Source organism: Gordonia sp. LUNF6, assembly GCF_047041125.1.
Classification (GTDB): Bacteria; Actinomycetota; Actinomycetes; order Mycobacteriales; family Mycobacteriaceae; genus Gordonia; species Gordonia sihwensis.
This window is the reverse complement of sequence record NZ_CP178181.1, coordinates 813,240-830,070: the sequence shown is the minus strand read 5'-3', so window position 1 is coordinate 830,070 and position 16,831 is coordinate 813,240. Positions and strand designations below refer to the sequence as shown.

The following is a 16,831-nucleotide window of genomic DNA, read 5'->3' as shown; positions in this document are numbered from 1 at the left end:
GCGCGTCACACCGGCGGTCCAGTCACACCAGCGGTTCAGCGGTGCGCGACCGCCGATTCAGCACGCCGTCGAGCACGCGTGTGGAGACCTCCACCGCGACGATGCCCACGACCGCACACACTCCCGCGACCGCCATCATCGGACCGTTCGACGAGTCGAGGTGGAACCACCGCTGGCTCAGCGGAAGCATGAAGATCAGCACGTACATCCCGACCGAGACCGCGAGCAGCAGGATCTTCCACCAGTTGTAGGGACGCGCGACCACCACGAGCACGTACACCGCGACCGCGATCATGGTCGCGAGCGCGGCCGTGGCAGCCTGCGTCTGGACCGCGCCGACGGTCTGCGTGGCGTTGGCGACGGCGGCGATCCCGTCGGAGGGCCGGGTCGCCGCGTTCGCGACGTACCCGCCCAGGGCCGCGGAGTAGTCGCGGTTCACCAGCAGGAAGCAGACGAATGTGGACAGGCCCACGATGATGCCGTTCGGCACCGCCTGCGTCAGCACCCGGCGGACGAAGCCCGGCTGAGCGCGCTCGTTGTTCGGCGCCAGCGAGAGGATGAAGGCAGGCACCCCGATGGTGAACCAGGCCGAGATGGTGACATGGATCGGCTGGAACGGGTAGCTGATCGACGCCCAGCCCATCACCTTGGCGAGCAGCCCCGCGCCGCCGATGAGCAGCGCCAGCAGCACCGCGTACACCGTCTTGGTGAGGAACAGGTTCGACACACGCTCGATGTTGCCGATCACTCGGCGGCCCTCGCCGACCACGTAGGGCAGCGTCGCGAACTTGTTGTCCAGCAGGACGATCTGCGCCACCGAACGCGCGGCCGACGAACCCGAACCCATCGCGACGCCGATGTCGGAGTCCTTGAGCGCGAGCACGTCGTTGACGCCGTCGCCGGTCATCGCGACGGTGTGGTCCTTGGACTGCAGGGCCTTGACCATCGCGCGTTTCTGGTCCGGGCGCACCCGGCCGAAGGCATCGTGGTCGGCGATCACACCGGCCAGTTCGGCGTCGTCGGTCGGCAACTCGCGAGCGTCGACGGCGGTCTCGGGCGAGCCGAGTCCCAGCGACTCCCCGACGGCGCCCACCGATCGGGCGTTGTCGCCGGAGATGATCTTGACCGCGACATTCTGCGACTCGAAGTACTCGATGGTGTCGCGGGCGTCGGGTCGCACACGCTGCTCCAACACCACCAGGGCGGTGGGCACGAGCGTTCCGGGCACCGCCGTGTCGGCCGTCGGCTCGGTATCGACCGGAACATCGGTGGTCGCGACCAGCAGCACCCGCAATCCGGTCGATCCGAGGTCGGACGCCAGCCGGGCCGTGTCGCTGTCGGGGTCGAGCAATACGTCGGGTGCGCCGATCAGCCAGTTCCCCACCGAGACGCCGGACGCGTCGATGAACGACATGCCCGAGAACTTGTTGGCCGAACTGAACGGCAGCACCGCGGAGGTCGACCACTCGGGAGCGTCCGGGAACGCCTCCTGGATCGCCGCGATGCTGGCGTTGGGCCGCGGATCGTGCGCGGCGATCGCCGCGAGGGCCGCTTCCACATCCCCCTGCTTCACCGCGCCCGGACCCGAGCCGGGTGCCACGATCCGCACCTCCGACAGCCGCATGCCGTTCTCGGTCAGCGTGCCGGTCTTGTCGGTGCACACCACATCGACGCGCGCCAGACCTTCGATGGCCGGGAGTTCGTTCACCAGGCACTGCCGCTGCCCCAGGCGGACCACACCGACCGCGAAGGCGATCGACGTCATCAGCACGAGGCCTTCGGGCACCATCGGAACCAGCGCGGCGACCATGCCCAGCAGTGCGGTGCGCAGCCCGTTCTGGCTGATGAACAGCTGGTTGATGATCGTCAGGATGCCCGCCGGGATCAGCAGCCAGGTGATCACCCGGAGGATCTGATCGATTCCCGAACGCAGCTCCGACGACACGAGCGAGAACTTCGAGGCCTCCGCGGCGAGCTTGTTGGCGTACGAATCAGCGCCGACCTTGGTGGCGCGATACGCACCCGAGCCGGCCACCACGAAGCTGCCGGACATGATCTCGTCGCCGAGAGACTTATCGACGGCGTCCGCCTCGCCGGTGAGCAGCGACTCGTCCATGTCGAGCGACTCCGACTCGATGGTCTCGCCGTCGACGATCACCTGATCGCCGGGACCGAGTTCGATGACGTCGCCCAGCACCACCTGATCCGAGGGGATCTCGGCGGCGATTCCGTTGCGCCGGACCACCGGTCTGGTCTGTCCGACGATCGCCAGCCGGTCGAGGGTGCGCTTGGCGCGGACCTCCTGAATGATGCCGATGCCGCTGTTGGCGACGATCAGCAGCCCGAACAGTCCGTTGATGAACGAGCCGGTGGCGGCGACGATCAGGAACAGCACCCCGAGGATTGCGTTGATCCTGGTGAACACGTTGGCCCGGACGATGTCGGCGACCGAGCGGCCCGACTTGTCGGAGGTGACGTTGACCTGCCCCGCCGCGACGCGTGCGGCCACCTGCTCGTCGGTGAGCCCCGGATCGCGCTCGGTGGTCGTCGATGTGGTCATGCGGATCGCTCCCACCAGGTCGGATCGGAAAAGGCTGTGCCGCTGCGGCTGTGCGCGACCAGCGTGGCGCCGGGCCGCGGCACGCAGATGTCGACGCCCACCCGGTCCGCCTCGGTCGTGAGTCTGCCGACGGGGTCGGCCCACGAGTGCCGCGCGAGATTGAACGTACCCCAGTGGATCGGGACGAAGAGCGCGTCGCGCTCGTCGCCGTTCAGCAGTCGATGGACCACGAGTGCCTCTTCCGGGTCGACGTGGACGTCCGGCCACACGGGATCGTAGGCGCCGACGGCCACGAGGCTGAGATCGAACGGGCCGAGCGCCGCGCCGGTGTCGGCGTAGCTCTCCGTGAATCCGGTGTCGCCCGAGAAGAAGAAGCGGTGCTGCGGTCCCACGGCCGCCCAGCTGACCCACTGGGTCAGGTTGCGGGAGAGTCCACGGCCCGAGAAGTGCCGGGCGGGCACCGCGTGGAAGCTGATCGTGGTGCCGCGGACCGTCAGATCCACCTGTTCGAACCAGTCGGCCTGCCGAATGCGCGCGGCATCGACGCCCCATGAGATCAGATGCGCCGCGACACCGATCGGCACGACGAAGATCGCGTTCGGCTGTGTCAGCGCGATGGTCAGCACCGTCGGGGTGTCCAGATGGTCGTAGTGATCGTGGCTGATCAGCACGACGTCGAGCGGGGGCAGCTCGCCGGCCGTCAGGGGCGCCCGGTGCATGCGCCGGGGACCGATGCTCTGCGAGGGCGAGCAACGGTCGGACAGCACCGGATCGGTGACGATCCGCACGCCGTCGAGTTCGACGGCCATGCTCGCATGGCCCAGCCAGGTGGCCGACAGCGCACCGGGTTCGCCGGAGAACTCGGGACGCAGAACCGGGACGCGGTGGCCGGGCCTCCCCCGACGCCGCATCATGTCGATCATCACCGACATGTCCGGGCCCTGGACCTGAGCGGCGGCCTCGCGGTTGGCGAAGACTCCGTCCGTCGCGAACCGCGAAGCCGCGGTCATCGGTGCGATCTGTTCGCGGCTCGCGCCCACCGCGTGCACGGGCGGCAAGATCCGTGCCGTCCGCGCGAGTCTCGCCTGTACTGCCGAAGCGCTTTCGGCGACGGTGTTTCCCAGTGTCCTCACGCTTGTCTAGCGTAATCGTTGTCGAAACCGCCGGAGTTCTACACAAGGAGTGCCGCGCCATGCCGCCCACGCGAAGCCCGTACGTCACCGATCCCGCGGACTACTGGGGCGGGATCGACGACGCGGTGCGCCGCGCCGGACTCGACTCCCCTGTGCTCGCACTCGATCTCGGGGCACTCGAACACAACATCGCCGATCTGCGCGCCCGCGCCGGGGGCGTCCCGATCCGGGTGGCCAGCAAGTCGCTGCGTGTGCGCTCGGTCATCGACGACGTCCTCGGGCGCGACGGATTCGCCGGCGTCCTGGCCTACGACGTCGCCGAAGCGCACTGGCTGGCCACCGAATCCGGGATCACCGACGTACTCCTCGGGTACCCGACGGTCAGACGGGGCGCCCTGGAACGGCTGCTGGCCGACGAGACGGCGTGCAAGCGGGTGACCCTGCTCATCGACGACCCGGCTCAACTCGACATCGTCGACGACGTCGCCGCCGCAGGGCGGCGACCGGAGGTCCGGATCGCGATCGACCTCGACGCCTCCCTGCGCGCCGCCGCCGGCCACGTCCACGTCGGGGTCCGCCGCTCCCCCGTTCACACCGTGGAGCAGGCACGCTCCCTGGCGCGCACGGTCGTCGCGCGCGACGGGTTCCGTCTGGTGGGCGCGATGTCGTACGAAGCGCAGGTCGCGGGGGTCGGAAACGAGGTCGCGGGCAAGCTCCTGACCAACACCGCGGTGCAGACCATGCAGGCGGTGTCGATGCTGGAACTGCGGCGCCGCCGCGGAAAGGCGATCGCGGCGCTGCGCGAGGTGGCCGACCTGGAGTTCGTCAACGCCGGCGGCACCGGATCGCTGGAGGAGACGGCCAAGGACCGGGCGATCACCGACATCGCCGCGGGCAGCGGCTTCTTCGGCGGACATCTCTTCGACACGTACAGGCACTTCCGTCCGGCGCCCGCGCTGTCCTTCGGACTCGACGTTCTGCGCCGTCCCGACGACGAAATCGTGACATGTGCCGGGGGTGGATGGATCGCCTCCGGCCCCCCGGGACCCGACCGTCTCCCCAAGCCGGTCTGGCCCGCCGGCCTGCAGTTCATCGGCACCGAGGCCGCGGGCGAGGTGCAGACTCCGCTGCGCGGTTCGGCCGCACGGTCGCTGACGGTCGGCGATAGGGTGTGGTTCCGGCACACCAAGTCGGGTGAAGTGTGCGAGAGGTCGGAGTCGGTGGCCCTCATCGAACGAGACTCCGCCGGGCGTGCGGACGTCGTCGAGGTGGTTCCGACCTACCGTGGAGAAGGGAAGTGTTTCTTGTGAGCCGAGCGGCATCGGGTACGTGGACGAACTGGGGCGGGACCGCGCACTGCGCCCCCAGCAGGCTCGTCGTCCCGCAGAGCGTCGACGAACTGGCCGCCGCCGTCCGGGCCGCGGCCGAACGCGGTGAGACGGTGAAGCCGGTCGGCGCAGGCCACAGTTTCTCGGAGATCGCCGTCGCACCGGGCATCCAGATCGGCATGTCGGGATTCCAGGGCGTTCGCGCCGTCGACGCCGACCGCAAACGCATCACCCTCGGAGCCGGCACCCATCTGCACCAGATTCCGGCGATGCTCGAGCCGCTGGGTCTGGCGATGACCAATCTCGGCGACATCGACCGGCAGACGGTCTCCGGCGCCACGTCCACCGGCACACACGGCACGGGCGGGGCGTTCGGAGGCACCTCGACGCAGATCCGCGGCGTCACGCTGGTCGACGGAACCGGGCAGGTCCGCACCGTCGGCGAGGACGACCCCGACCTGAAGGCCGCAGCTCTCGGCCTCGGCGCACTCGGCGTGCTGACCGATGTCACGCTCCAGCTGGTGGACGCCTTCGCGATCGAAGCGGTGGAGGCACCCGCCGACGCGGACGAGACCATCGACGGCTTCCTCGATCGAGTCGCCTCCGTGGATCACTACGAGTTCTACTGGTTCCCGCACACCACCCGCACCCTCACCAAGACCAACACCCGGCTGCCCGCGGGCACCCCCGCGAACGGACCGTCCAAGATACGCCGCTACATCGACGACGAACTGCTCTCGAACGGGATGTTCCGGGTGCTGTGCACGCTCAGCGCCACCCAACCGCGCGTGGTCCCCGCGATCAATCAGGTGTCGGGGCGGGCGCTGTCGGCGCGCACATACACCGACCGCTCCGACAAGATCTTCATCTCCGCACGCAACGTTCGGTTCCGCGAGATGGAGTACGCGATCCCCCTCGAAGCGGTACCGGAGGCGCTGCGCGAACTGCGTGCCACCATCAACCGGCGCAGGCACAAGGTGAGCTTCCCGGTCGAGGTGCGCGCGGCCGCGGCCGACGACCTGATGCTCTCGACGGCGAGCGGCCGTGCATCGGGTTACATCGCGGTACACCGCTATCACCGCGACGACGTGCGCGACTCCGAGGCCTACTTCCGCGACGTCGAGGACATCATGGTCGCGCACGGCGGCCGGCCGCACTGGGGCAAGATGCACACCCGCGACGCGGAGTACCTCCGCAGTGTGTATCCCGAGTTCGACGACTTCCTCGCCGTCCGGAATCACTTCGATCCGAACCGCACCTTCGCGAACCCCTATCTGCGGCAGACCCTCGGCGACTGATCAGCGCCCCTGAAACTCAGCGTCCCCGAAAAACCGGGGCACGCTTCTCCGCCCGCGCGGCACGGGCCTCCTGAACGTCCTCGCTGAGCCACGCCGCGCGCATGGCGGCCGCTCGTTCCTCGGGCGCGTCGTCTCGCGCTCCGTCTCCGGTGAGCACGAGCTTGTAGTGCCGCAGGGTGAGCGGCGCGTACTCGGCGATCTCGGCGGCCCACTTCTGGGCGACGGCCAGATCACCGAACCTGTTGGCGAAGCCGAGCGTGAGGGCACGGTCCGACGAGAGCGGCTCGCAGCCGAGCAGCATCCCGCGCGCCTGGCCCGCACCCACCAGCGACACGAGCCTCCTGATGGTCCACTCGTCGACGGCGACGCCGATCTTTGCCGCCGGAATCCCCGCGAACGCCACATCGGCCATCACCCGGAGATCGGCCGCCATCGCCAGCTGCAATCCGGCTCCGAGCGCGGCGCCGTTCAGTGCGGCGATGACGGGGACGGGAGTCGATTCGATCTGCTCGATGAGTGCGACGAGCCGGTCCAGGAACGACTGGTCGTAGACGGGACCGGAGAGGTCGGCGCCAGCACTGAAGACATTGCCCCGACCGGTGAGCACGATGGCGCGGGCGCCGCCGTCGACCGCGGCCGTGAACGCCTCCGAGAGGCCCTGGACCATGTCCTGATCGAGGGCGTTCCGCTTCTCCTCGCGGGCGAGTTCGATGGTCGTCACGGATCCCACGGTGCTGCTCACAATCATGCGGGCATGCTATCCACCGCGCTTCAGCGGTGCCCTCCGGGCCCGACTTGATACTGAACCATTGACAATTTGTTGTGTTTTCCCAACACTGTGTTCTGTGAGTCCGATCAGGCGGGGACCCAAGCTCCCCATCTACAACCGCATCGCCGTTCTGCGCGCGGAGCGGAAGATGTCACGGGCGCAGTTGGCCGAACTGGTCGACATCAATGTTCAGTCGGTCGGCGCGCTGGAACGTGGCGACAACTATCCGAGCCTCGACCTGGCGTTCCGGATCTGCGACGTCTTCGGCCTGCCGGTCGAAGCGGTCTTCAGCCGGACCGAGTTCACCGCCATGTCGACGGAACTGTACGGGGGACCCGACCATGCATGACCCGAACTACGTGTTTCCAGACTCCGCCATCCCCGAATGGGTGCGGCGGTACAGCCGGTCGGCGGCGCGACGCCACGACACCTTCGTCCGAACCACCGGCACGTGGCTGCCCGGCCTTCGCAACCGCCGCGGCCGACGATTGCTGTCGTCGGTCCTGCTGATCCTGCTCTGCGTGGTGGTGATCTCCTCGATCGCATCGTTCTGGGCGCCGCTGTGGTCGGCCGTGCCCTTCGCCATCGGCCTGGTGACCTCCCTCGTGGTGCTGATGATGCTGCGAGTGGTCACCGAATCCATCGCGGGCGCACCCGCCGACACCCTCGACGAGTTGCAGCTGACTCAGCGCAACGCCGCCCGCGCGCTCAGCTACAACCTGCTCCTGCCGCCGATGATGGTCGTCTACGCCATCCTCATCGTCCTCGGCTACCGCGACTACGTCTCCGGTGAGACCGTCATGTCGATCGCGTGGCTGCTGATCGCGTCCGTGTACGCGCTCTCCTGCGTTCCGGACGTCCTCATGTCCTGGTGGATGCAGGACCCCGAACCCGAACACTCCAGCGACGAGATCTAGGAGATCCCCGTGCCACAAGCACTGAACATCAATCACCTCGCCAAGTCGTACGGCTCCGTGCGGGCGCTCGACGATGTCACCTTCTCCGTGGCGCCGGGCGAGATCTTCGGATTCGTCGGCAGCAACGGGGCAGGCAAGTCGACCACGATGCGCATCGTGCTCGGCGTGCTGGCCGCCGATTCCGGCGACGTGCGGCTCGGCGACGCGCCCATCGACTTCGACGGCCGCAAGCGGATCGGGTACATGCCCGAGGAGCGCGGTCTCTACCCGAAGATGAAGGTCGGCGATCAGCTCGCCTACCTCGCACGGCTGCACGGATTGTCGAAGTCCGAGGCCGCCGACGCGACCGAGAAGTGGACTCGCAGGCTGGGCATCCACGGTCGGCTCGGCGACCAGGTCAACGACCTCTCGCTCGGCAACCAACAGCGCGTGCAGCTGGCCGCCGCACTGGTGCACGACCCCGATTTGCTGGTGCTCGACGAGCCCTTCTCCGGGCTCGATCCGGTGGCCGTCGACGTGATGAGCGAAGTCCTCACCGACAAGGCCGCGCAGGGCATCCCGGTCATCTTCTCCTCGCACCAGCTCGACCTGGTGGAGCGTCTCTGCGACCGAGTCGGCGTCATCTCCGGCGGGGTGATGAAGGCACTCGGCACCGTCGACGACCTCCGTGCCCGCGACGGCCTTCGCTTGGAGGTGCGCGGCCCACGGTCGGAGACCCGCTGGGCCGACGGCCTGCCGGGCGTCACCGATGTGGAGTACCGCGACGCTTCGGCCGTGCTGCACATCGACCACGGAACCGACGACCAGCAGATTCTCACCGCCGCGATGGCCGCCGGCCCAGTGCACCGGTTCGCCACCACCGCCCCTTCCCTGACCGAGCTGTTCCGAGAGTTGGTGTGACGAAATGAATTCCACGTTGAACAACATCAAGCTCGTCGCCGGGCGCGAGATCAACACCCGCGCGCGCGAGAAGTCGTTCATCATCTCGACCGGCGTGATGATGGCGGTGATCATCATCGGCGCCATCGTCTGGTCCGCACTGTCCGGCGGCGACAGCGTCGACAAGGTCGGGATCGTCGGCGCAGACGCCGGACTGTCGGCGACCATCGAGTCCGGCGGAGACGCCGCCGGACAGCGGATCGAGACCGAAGTGCTGCCGAACGCCGACGCGGCGCGGTCGGCCGTCGGCGACGGGGATCTGGCCGCGGCTCTCATCGTCACCGGACCCGGTGCCTACACCGCCGTCAGCAAGAACGGCATGGATCCGACGATCGAGGGCGTCCTGCGCGGTGCCGTCGCCCAGCGAGATCTGTCGGAGGCGCTGTCCGCCCGCGGCGTCGACGCCGCCTCGCTGCCGCAGCCTCGTTTCACGCTGGACCGGACGCAGGCCGAGAAGCCCGACGAGGCGCAGCGTGTGACCGTCGCCCTGATCGGATCGATCCTGCTGATCATGACGATCATGATGGGCGGGCTGATGGTGGCAGTGGGCGTGGTGGAGGAGAAGTCGTCGCGCATCGTCGAACTGCTGCTGTCGGCCGTGCGTCCGCTCCAGCTGCTCTGGGGCAAGATCCTCGGTATCGGCGCCATCTCTCTGGCACAGGTGGTGCTGATCGGAGCGACCGCGCTCATCGCGGGCCGCGCCACCGGGCTCCTCACCCTGACCGGCACCGCGACCACCGTCTTCGCCGCCGTGATCGCGTGGTTCCTGCTCGGATTCCTCTTCTTCGCCGCGCTCTATGCGGCCACCGGCGCGATGGTGAGCCGGCAGGAGGAATTGAACTCCAGTTCGGCACCGCTGACGATCCTCGTGCTCGCCGCACTGTACTCCGGCACCTTCGGCATCCAGGCACTCGATTCCACGCTGATTCAGACGCTCAGTTGGATCCCGCCGTTCAGCGCAGTGCTGATGCCCATCCGCATCGCGACCGGAGACACCGATCCGGGGCAGGTGATCGGCACCTTCGCCATCATGGTCGCCGCCTGCCTGCTCGCCGTCTGGGTCGCATCGCGGATCTACACGCGGTCGATCCTGCGCACCGGCAGTCGCATCAAATGGGGTGAGGTGGCCGCGATGGTGTCGGGCCGGAAGTGAGCCGAGGCTGCGCGCCCGGCTTGAGCAGCAGAGGTTGCCAGAGGTTTTGTCAGAGGGCGGCGGTAGAGTTCGAACATAGAAACACACCAGAAGTGTTCTCGGGCACTGTGCAGGTGGAGGGGTGGGTTCGATGGGCGCGTCAGAAGTGCTGCTGCCGGACGACCCGGCCGCCCTCGCCCGCCTGTTGGAGGCTGCGGCGACCAAGTTCGCGTCCCTGCCGCTGTCCGCGGTGGCCGAAGACACCCTGCTGGAAACCGTCGAGACCCTCGAGCGCACGCATCGTCGTCTCGACGGTGTCGACGCGGCAGTGTTGGTGGAGGTCTCCGACCGGGCCGTGTATCGCAAAGCCGGGTACCTGTCGGTGCATCAGTATCTGGCGCAGGGGTTGCGGCTCGGTGACGGTGCCGCCCGATCCCGACGCGTCAGCGCCGCCGGCATCGGACGATTCACCGACCTACAAGGCCAAACCCGCCCACCGGTACTGCCGGCGACCGCGGTCGCGGTGGGTGAGGGTGCGATCGGTGCCGACCACGTCCGGGAGATCGACGCCGTCATGGACAAGATCCCCACCGCCATCGACGCCGACACCCGAGCACGCGCCGAGGCACAGCTGGCCTGGGTCGCCCGCGAGTTGAGTCCGGCCGGTGTCCGCACCGCCGGCATCCGACTGCTCGCACACCTGGACCCGGACGGAACCGTCACCGACGAACGCGACCGCAAACGCCTGCGCGGCTTCACGATCCTGCCCCAGGATCTGCGGCTGATGAGCAAAGTCCGCGGCTACCTCACCCCGGCCCTGCGGGCGGAAATGGAAGCCGCACTGCCGTCGTGGGCCGCACCGGGAATGAACAACCCCGACGACCCCGACTCCCCATCCGGGACCGTCGAATCGGCCGACCCGGCCGCCCTCGCCGCCGCCGTCGAACGCGATACCCGCACACCCGGGCAGCGCACCCACGACGGTCTGCAAGCCCTGCTGCGCGCCTCCCACACTGGTGCTGGGGGTGGTCGGCGGTCGGGTGATCTGGTCATCACCGTCACCGACCACGAATTGGCCGAGCACGCCGGGATCGCGTTGACCGCGACCGGGACCCGGCTGCCGGTGACGGAGTTGATCGAAGTCGCCGCCACCGCGACCCCGCACCTGGCCGTCTTCTCCGCCCACACCGGACAAGCCCTCTACCTCGGACGGGGACGCCGGCTCGCGTCGCGGGCACAGCGGTTGATGCTCTTCGCCCGCGACCGCGGCTGCACCGCCCCCGGCTGCGCAGCCCCGTTCACCCGCACCCAAGCCCATCACTTCCCCGACTGGGCCGACGGCGGACCCACCGACATCGACCACCTCGGCGCCGCATGCGGACGCCACAACCGCTCCGTCGGACCCCGCCCCGGCCAATGGCAGACCACCATCCTGATCGACGGACCCCACGCCGGCAGAGTCGCCTGGCGACCCAGCGGCAACACCAGCCGCGGCGGGACAAGACCGCCCGGATGGCGGATCAACCAGATCCACCACGCCGAACTACTCCCGGACCACGAACCCCAACCGCCGCCCGAACCCAGCGAATCCCGGATCGAGAACTACCTCGACACACTCCTGGCCGCCTGACCGGACACACCGCTGGCGCCGGCGCCGGATCGTGGGGACGATGGACAGCATGGCTGCATCGAACGACTTCGGTCCCGACGACTTCGACCGCTTCGCCCGCGAAGCCGGAGAAGGCTTGCGGAAGCTGCTCCGTCAAGCCCTCGACAATCCTCGGACCACGCTCACCTGGGCCGACATCGCGGCCTCTGCCACTCGCCCGCGCACGTCGCCGGAGCCTGAACAGGATGCCGGGATCATCGACGCGGAGCCGGGCGTATGGGCCATCGTGCGCGACGACGGCGGCCCGCGCGTGGAGCGGGTCTTCGCCACCGAACTCGAAGCACTGCGCGCCAACCAGCAGAACACCGATCCCGCGCGATCAGTTCAGTTCCTCGAGTTCGGGGCCGACCTCACGGCCAACTGAGCCGGCTGTCAGATCGTGACGACTCCTCGACCGGTCGCTCCGCCGGCGAGAATGCGGTCGAGTGCCTGCGGCAACTCGTCGAGCCCCACCTCGTAGGTCAGCAGATCCAGATGCTGCGGGCGCAGGTCGGTCTCGAGTCGCTGCCACAGGGCACGCCGGGCGGTGATGCCGAGCTGGACCGAGTCGATGCCGGCCAGGGTCACCCCGCGCAGAATGAAGGGCATCACCGTGGTCGGCAGGTCCGCCCCGCCGGTCAGACCGCTCGCGGCGACAGTACCGCCGTAACGGACAGTACTGAGAACGTAGGCGAGCGTCCTTCCGCCCACACAGTCCACGGCCGACGACCACCGCTGTTTGTCGAGCGGACGGATCTTCGCCTCGGGGTCCTCCGGGAGCCGGCCGATCACCGACGACGCCCCCAACCGGGTGAGCAGGTCCACAGCATCGGGTTTGCCCGACGATGCGACGACCTCGAAACCGAACTTCGAGAGCAGATCCACACTCACCGAACCGACACCGCCGCTGGCGCCGGTGACCAGGATCGGCCCGTCGGAGGGACGATAGCCGCCGTCCAAGATCGCTTTCACACTCATCGCCGCGGTGAATCCCGCAGTGCCGATCGCGGCGGCCTCCCGAGTCGAGAGAGATTCGAGACGAACCACCTGGTCGGCAGGGACCCGCGCGTACTCGGCGTAGCCCCCGTGACGGGCGGTACCGATGTCGTGGCCGTGAGCGACCACGGGGTCGCCCGGCGCGAACTCCGGTGAGGTCGATTCACTCACCGCTCCGGCGATGTCGATGCCCGGAACGATCGGGTACTCGCGGACCACGCCTCCGCGTGGCGTGACGGCCAAAGCGTCCTTGTAGTTGATGCTCGAGTGCTCGACCTTGATGGTCACTTCGCCCGGAGGGAGGAAGGTGTCGTCGACCGTCTCCGCGGCCAGGCTGATGCCGTCAGCGCTCTCGCGTGCCACCATCGCGGTGAATGTCATCTTCGCTCCTTGGGTGTGGGGGGTAGGGGTTTCGACTCGCTTCGCTCGCTCAACCAGCGGGACTACGAAGCTCGCTCAACCAGCGGAACTACGAGACTCGCCCAACCAGCGGTAACTATAAGAACGCTCAAACCTGCGGGACTACGAGGCTCGCTCGACTCTGCGGGACTACGAGACTCGCTCAAACCAGCGGACCGCTCCGGCCTGCCTCGCCGACCGGTCCGTCCGGGGACGACGAAGGCCGCGTCGCAGGGAAGCGACGCGGCCTTGTCTGTCATGTCCGAGGTCAGACGCCGAGCAGATCGATCACGAAGATCAGGGTCTTGCCCGAGAGCCGGTGTCCGGCGCCCGCCGGACCGTAGGCCAGCTCCGGCGGAACCACCAGTCGGCGTCGACCGCCGACCTTCATTCCGGGAATGCCCTCCTGCCAACCGGGGATCAACGCGTCGAGGGGGAATCGGGCGGACTGCCCGCGGTCCCACGACGAGTCGAACTCCTCGCCGGAGTCGAACTCCACGCCGACGTAGTGCACGTCGACGGTGCCGCCGTGCTGCGCTTCGGGACCGTCACCGATCACCAGGTCGGTGATCTCCAGCGACGTCGGGGCCGGGCCCTCCGGAAAGTCGACTTCGGGCTTGCTCATGGTCAGCGGTCCCCCATCTGGACGTAATCACGTTCGGTGTAACCGGTGTACAGCTGACGCGGACGGCCGATCTTGGTGGTCGGATCGTTGTGCATCTCACGCCAGTGAGCGATCCAGCCGGGCAGCCGGCCGAGAGCGAACAGCACGGTGAACATGCGGGTCGGGAAGCCCATCGCCCGGTAGATGACGCCGGTGTAGAAGTCCACGTTCGGGTAGAGCTTGCGCTCGACGAAGTAGTCGTCGTGCAGCGCGACCTCTTCCAGGCCCTTCGCGATGTCGAGCAGCTCGTCCTCCACACCCAGCGAGGTGAGGATCTGATCGGCGGTCTTCTTCACGATCGCCGCACGCGGGTCGTAGTTCTTGTACACGCGGTGACCGAAGCCCATGAGCTTCACGCCGTCTTCCTTGTTCTTCACCTTGGTCATGAAGGCCTTGGTGTCGCCGCCGGAAGCGCGGATCTCGTCGAGCATCTCCAGCACCGCCTGGTTGGCGCCGCCGTGCAGCGGGCCCCAGAGCGCGTTGATGCCGCCCGAGATGGAGGTGAAGAGGTTGGCCTGCGACGAGCCCACCAGACGCACCGTCGACGTCGAGCAGTTCTGCTCGTGGTCGGCGTGCAGGATGAACAGCATGTCGAGGGCCTTGGCGACCTCGGGATCGACCTCGTAGGGCTCGGCCGGGAAGCCGAAGGTCATCCGGAGGAAGTTCTCGACCAGGCTCAGCGAGTTGTCCGGGTACAGGAACGGCTGCCCCTGGGACTTCTTGTACGCGTAGGCCGCGATGGTCGGCAGCTTGGCGAGGAGCCGGATCGTGGCCAGCTCCACCTGCTCGGGATCCTTCGGATCGAGCGAGTCCTGGTAGTAGGCGCTCAGCGCGTTGACCGCACTCGAGACCACCGGCATCGGGTGCGCGTTGCGCGGGAAGCCGTCGAAGAACCGCTTGAGGTCCTCGTGCAGGAGGGTGTGCCGCTGGATCTTGGTGGCGAACTCCTCCAACTGCGCGGCAGTCGGCAGCTCACCGTAGATCAGCAGGTAGCTCACCTCGATGAAGGTGGACTTCTCCGCCAGCTGCTCGATCGGGATACCGCGGTACCGCAGGATGCCCGCATCACCGTCGATATAGGTGATCGCGGACTTCGTCGACGCGGTGTTGACGAAGCCCCCGTCGAAGGTCGTCAACCCGGTCTGGGCGAGGAACGGGCCCAGAGCGACGGAATCGCTGCCCTCGGTGGCCTTGAGGATCGGCAGGTCGATCTCGCCACCCGGGTAGGTGAACTTTCCTGTCGCCTGTTCGGTCACGTCATTGTCAACGGACACACAAACCCCTTTGACTCGCGGGTGAGCAGTTGCTGGGTAACAACCTAGTCGTGGTTCGACTGAGACGCCGCATGAGGGTCACCTCGGCGCCCGCGACGCTTGTCGCGTGCTCAGCTTACTCACATGTCGGTACCGTGTTGGAATGCGAGAGCTCCGAGCGGGAAGCGACGCCGTCCTCCTGGACTTCAGCACCGGCCGGGCCCCCGAAGCCGAAGCCGCACACACCGCGCGTGCCCTTCGCGAGGCCCTCGACGAGGGTCGCCTGATGCCGTGCGACATCGTGCCCGGCGCACACACGATCCTCGTGGAGACCCGACCCGGTTCCGGCTTGGACGAGTTGTCGGTACTGCGGGTGGTCCACGACGCACGGCGGTCCTTCACTCCCCCGGACGAGCACTCCCCGACTCCTTCACCGCCGGATCTGGTGATCCCGGTTGTGTACGACGGCGACGATCTCGCCGACGCCGCAGCACTCGCCGGAATGACCGAGAAACAGCTGATCGCAACGCATTCGAGAGTGCTGTGGACCGTGCAGTTCATGGGGTTCGCGCCCGGGTTCGGCTATCTCGTACCCGGCCCCGAGACCAGCGCTCGGGACGCCGACGCCCTCGCTCGAATCACTCGCCGCGGCCAATCGCGGACCGCCGTGCCGACGGGATCGGTCGCCGTCGCCGCCGGCTACAGCGCCGTCTACCCGCGCAGCAGTCCGGGCGGCTGGTTCCTGCTCGGCCGCACCGATCTGCCGATGTGGGACAGCGAGGCCCGTCCGCCGTCACTGCTGACCGCGGGAATGACGGTCCGCTTCGAGCCGACCGAGGCGCCATCGTGACACATCCCACTCCGGCCACTCCGGCACAGCAACCTCAGGCGCGCCTGAGCATCGAGGCTCCGGGCCCGCTCGCCACCGTTCAGGACTTCGGTCGCCCCGGCCTCGCGCATCTCGGCGTACCACGATCCGGCGCCGCCGACCTCCCGTCCCTCGCGCAGGCGAACAGACTCGTCGGGAACCCCGAGGACGCCGCGGCAATCGAGGTGACGCTCGGCGGATGGGCGGCGCGGGCGACGGGCCGGATGCTGATCGCGGTCACCGGCCCGGCGGTCAGCCTCACCGTCGACGGCATCGAAGTCGGCAGCCACAGCGTCGTCGCGGTCCACGACGGCGGCATGATCCGCATCCACACCCCGTCTCGCGGCTGCCGGAACTATCTCGCGGTGCGCGGCGGGTTCGATGTACCGGCGGAACTCGGTTCCCGATCCACCGACACCCTCTCCGGACTGGGCCCGGCCCCCCTGCGCGCCGGCGACGTGCTGACCGTCGGAACTTGCGAGGACGACTGGCCCGCAACCTCGCTCGCACCCGTCGGCAGCATCGCGGACATCGTCGAACTGGTCGCCGCCCCCGGACCGCGCGACGACCGGCTCGTCGACGTCGGAGTTCTCGGGACCGGACGCTGGCGGGTGGCGCCGGCGAGCAACCGCGTCGGAGTCCGCCTAGACCGAGCCCACTCCGCCCCGCCGCTCGAACACCGCTCCGACCTGCCGGAGATGCGCAGCGAGGGCGTCCCGCTCGGCGGTGTGCAGATCCCGCCGAGCGGCCAGCCGGTGATCTTCCTCGCCGACCACCCGGTGACCGGCGGATACCCGGTGGTGGCCGTCCTGAACCCGGAGTCGGTCTGGCGGGCAGCGCAGCTGACGGCGGGCGACGAGGTTCGGTTCGTCCTGCGATGAGTCCCGCACCCCGGGCCACTGACTGTCGAGATCGTTGGCTGTCGAG

16 protein-coding genes are annotated in these 16,831 nt (G+C 68.3%); 10 read left to right on the top strand and 6 right to left on the bottom strand.

Translation table 11 applies throughout. The features are described from left to right. Nucleotides 1-22 precede the first annotated feature (22 nt). Complete coding sequence (locus ACK8HH_RS03950) at nt 23-2,560, bottom strand: HAD-IC family P-type ATPase (RefSeq protein ID WP_006894625.1); 2,538 nt, start codon at nt 2,558-2,560, stop codon at nt 23-25. Further along, complete coding sequence (locus ACK8HH_RS03945) at nt 2,557-3,609, bottom strand: MBL fold metallo-hydrolase (protein ID WP_006894624.1); 1,053 nt, start codon at nt 3,607-3,609, stop codon at nt 2,557-2,559. Before ACK8HH_RS03945 ends, ACK8HH_RS03950 begins: the two co-directional genes overlap by 4 nt. Nucleotides 3,610-3,752: 143 nt before the next feature. On the opposite strand from ACK8HH_RS03945, the gene ACK8HH_RS03940 reads away from it, so the two are divergent. Beyond that, a complete protein-coding gene (locus ACK8HH_RS03940; RefSeq protein WP_412475557.1) occupies nt 3,753-5,003 on the top strand; it encodes an alanine racemase in 1,251 nt (416 codons plus the stop codon). Next, nucleotides 5,000-6,319 (top strand): D-arabinono-1,4-lactone oxidase, encoded by a 1,320-nt coding sequence (locus ACK8HH_RS03935; protein WP_412475556.1) that lies wholly within the window; start codon nt 5,000-5,002, stop codon nt 6,317-6,319. The genes ACK8HH_RS03940 and ACK8HH_RS03935 overlap by 4 nt, the downstream gene beginning before the upstream one ends. Before the next feature lie 16 nt (nt 6,320-6,335). Here the strand turns inward: ACK8HH_RS03935 and ACK8HH_RS03930 are convergent, their stop codons facing one another. Continuing rightward, entirely contained in the window at nt 6,336-7,067 is a 732-nt protein-coding gene (locus ACK8HH_RS03930; RefSeq protein WP_045539190.1) for an enoyl-CoA hydratase, read from the bottom strand. Between the two features lie 97 nt (nt 7,068-7,164). On the opposite strand from ACK8HH_RS03930, the gene ACK8HH_RS03925 reads away from it, so the two are divergent. From ACK8HH_RS03925 to ACK8HH_RS03900, 6 genes are all read left to right on the top strand, one after another. Then, complete coding sequence (locus tag ACK8HH_RS03925) at nt 7,165-7,437, top strand: helix-turn-helix transcriptional regulator (RefSeq protein ID WP_006894618.1); 273 nt, start codon at nt 7,165-7,167, stop codon at nt 7,435-7,437. Further along, on the top strand, nt 7,430-8,005 hold the full coding sequence (locus ACK8HH_RS03920; RefSeq protein ID WP_006894616.1) for a hypothetical protein: 576 nt from the start codon (nt 7,430-7,432) through the stop codon (nt 8,003-8,005). Before ACK8HH_RS03925 ends, ACK8HH_RS03920 begins: the two co-directional genes overlap by 8 nt. A gap of 9 nt (nt 8,006-8,014) precedes the next feature. After that, nucleotides 8,015-8,905 (top strand): ABC transporter ATP-binding protein, encoded by an 891-nt coding sequence (locus tag ACK8HH_RS03915; protein WP_006894615.1) that lies wholly within the window; start codon nt 8,015-8,017, stop codon nt 8,903-8,905. A gap of 4 nt (nt 8,906-8,909) precedes the next feature. After that, nucleotides 8,910-10,097, top strand: coding sequence for an ABC transporter permease (locus ACK8HH_RS03910; protein WP_045539191.1), 1,188 nt, complete (start codon nt 8,910-8,912; stop codon nt 10,095-10,097). 130 nt (nt 10,098-10,227) lie between these two features. After that, nucleotides 10,228-11,706 carry a DUF222 domain-containing protein gene (locus tag ACK8HH_RS03905; RefSeq protein WP_412475555.1) on the top strand — a complete coding sequence of 493 codons (1,479 nt, stop codon included), beginning with the start codon at nt 10,228-10,230 and terminating at the stop codon, nt 11,704-11,706. A 49-nt stretch (nt 11,707-11,755) separates the two neighbouring features. Beyond that, nucleotides 11,756-12,109, top strand: a complete 354-nt coding sequence (locus ACK8HH_RS03900; protein WP_045540153.1) for a hypothetical protein — start codon at nt 11,756-11,758, stop codon at nt 12,107-12,109. Nucleotides 12,110-12,117: 8 nt separating this feature from the next. Here the strand turns inward: ACK8HH_RS03900 and ACK8HH_RS03895 are convergent, their stop codons facing one another. From ACK8HH_RS03895 to ACK8HH_RS03885, 3 genes are all read right to left on the bottom strand, one after another. Beyond that, nucleotides 12,118-13,101: an oxidoreductase gene (locus ACK8HH_RS03895; protein ID WP_045540150.1), complete on the bottom strand. Its 984-nt coding sequence runs from the start codon at nt 13,099-13,101 to the stop codon at nt 12,118-12,120. Between the two features lie 286 nt (nt 13,102-13,387). Further along, the gene (locus tag ACK8HH_RS03890) at nt 13,388-13,744 is read right to left on the bottom strand and encodes an FKBP-type peptidyl-prolyl cis-trans isomerase (RefSeq protein ID WP_006894604.1); all 357 of its coding nucleotides are present in this window, start codon (nt 13,742-13,744) and stop codon (nt 13,388-13,390) included. A gap of 2 nt (nt 13,745-13,746) precedes the next feature. Then, nucleotides 13,747-15,057 (bottom strand): citrate synthase, encoded by a 1,311-nt coding sequence (locus ACK8HH_RS03885; protein ID WP_006894603.1) that lies wholly within the window; start codon nt 15,055-15,057, stop codon nt 13,747-13,749. A 142-nt stretch (nt 15,058-15,199) separates the two neighbouring features. Here ACK8HH_RS03885 and ACK8HH_RS03880 point away from each other — a divergent pair, with 142 nt between their 5' ends. Beyond that, a complete protein-coding gene (locus ACK8HH_RS03880; protein ID WP_045540147.1) occupies nt 15,200-15,886 on the top strand; it encodes a 5-oxoprolinase subunit B family protein in 687 nt (228 codons plus the stop codon). Then, complete coding sequence (locus ACK8HH_RS03875; RefSeq protein ID WP_045540145.1) at nt 15,883-16,785, top strand: biotin-dependent carboxyltransferase family protein; 903 nt, start codon at nt 15,883-15,885, stop codon at nt 16,783-16,785. The genes ACK8HH_RS03880 and ACK8HH_RS03875 overlap by 4 nt, the downstream gene beginning before the upstream one ends. Nucleotides 16,786-16,831: the final 46 nt, after the last annotated feature.

What these genes read in the sequence shown, in the direction of transcription:
- ACK8HH_RS03880 (WP_045540147.1), top strand. Translation starts at nt 15,200, where the DNA reads ATGCGAGAGCTCCGAGCGGGAAGCGACGCCGTCCTCCTGGACTTCAGC.
- ACK8HH_RS03900 (WP_045540153.1), top strand. Translation starts at nt 11,756, where the DNA reads ATGGCTGCATCGAACGACTTCGGTCCCGACGACTTCGACCGCTTCGCC.
- ACK8HH_RS03940 (WP_412475557.1), top strand. Translation starts at nt 3,753, where the DNA reads ATGCCGCCCACGCGAAGCCCGTACGTCACCGATCCCGCGGACTACTGG.
- ACK8HH_RS03950 (WP_006894625.1), bottom strand. Translation starts at nt 2,560, where the DNA reads ATGACCACATCGACGACCACCGAGCGCGATCCGGGGCTCACCGACGAG.
- ACK8HH_RS03890 (WP_006894604.1), bottom strand. Translation starts at nt 13,744, where the DNA reads ATGAGCAAGCCCGAAGTCGACTTTCCGGAGGGCCCGGCCCCGACGTCG.
- ACK8HH_RS03920 (WP_006894616.1), top strand. Translation starts at nt 7,430, where the DNA reads ATGCATGACCCGAACTACGTGTTTCCAGACTCCGCCATCCCCGAATGG.
- ACK8HH_RS03895 (WP_045540150.1), bottom strand. Translation starts at nt 13,101, where the DNA reads ATGACATTCACCGCGATGGTGGCACGCGAGAGCGCTGACGGCATCAGC.
- ACK8HH_RS03905 (WP_412475555.1), top strand. Translation starts at nt 10,228, where the DNA reads ATGGGCGCGTCAGAAGTGCTGCTGCCGGACGACCCGGCCGCCCTCGCC.
- ACK8HH_RS03930 (WP_045539190.1), bottom strand. Translation starts at nt 7,067, where the DNA reads ATGATTGTGAGCAGCACCGTGGGATCCGTGACGACCATCGAACTCGCC.
- ACK8HH_RS03910 (WP_045539191.1), top strand. Translation starts at nt 8,910, where the DNA reads ATGAATTCCACGTTGAACAACATCAAGCTCGTCGCCGGGCGCGAGATC.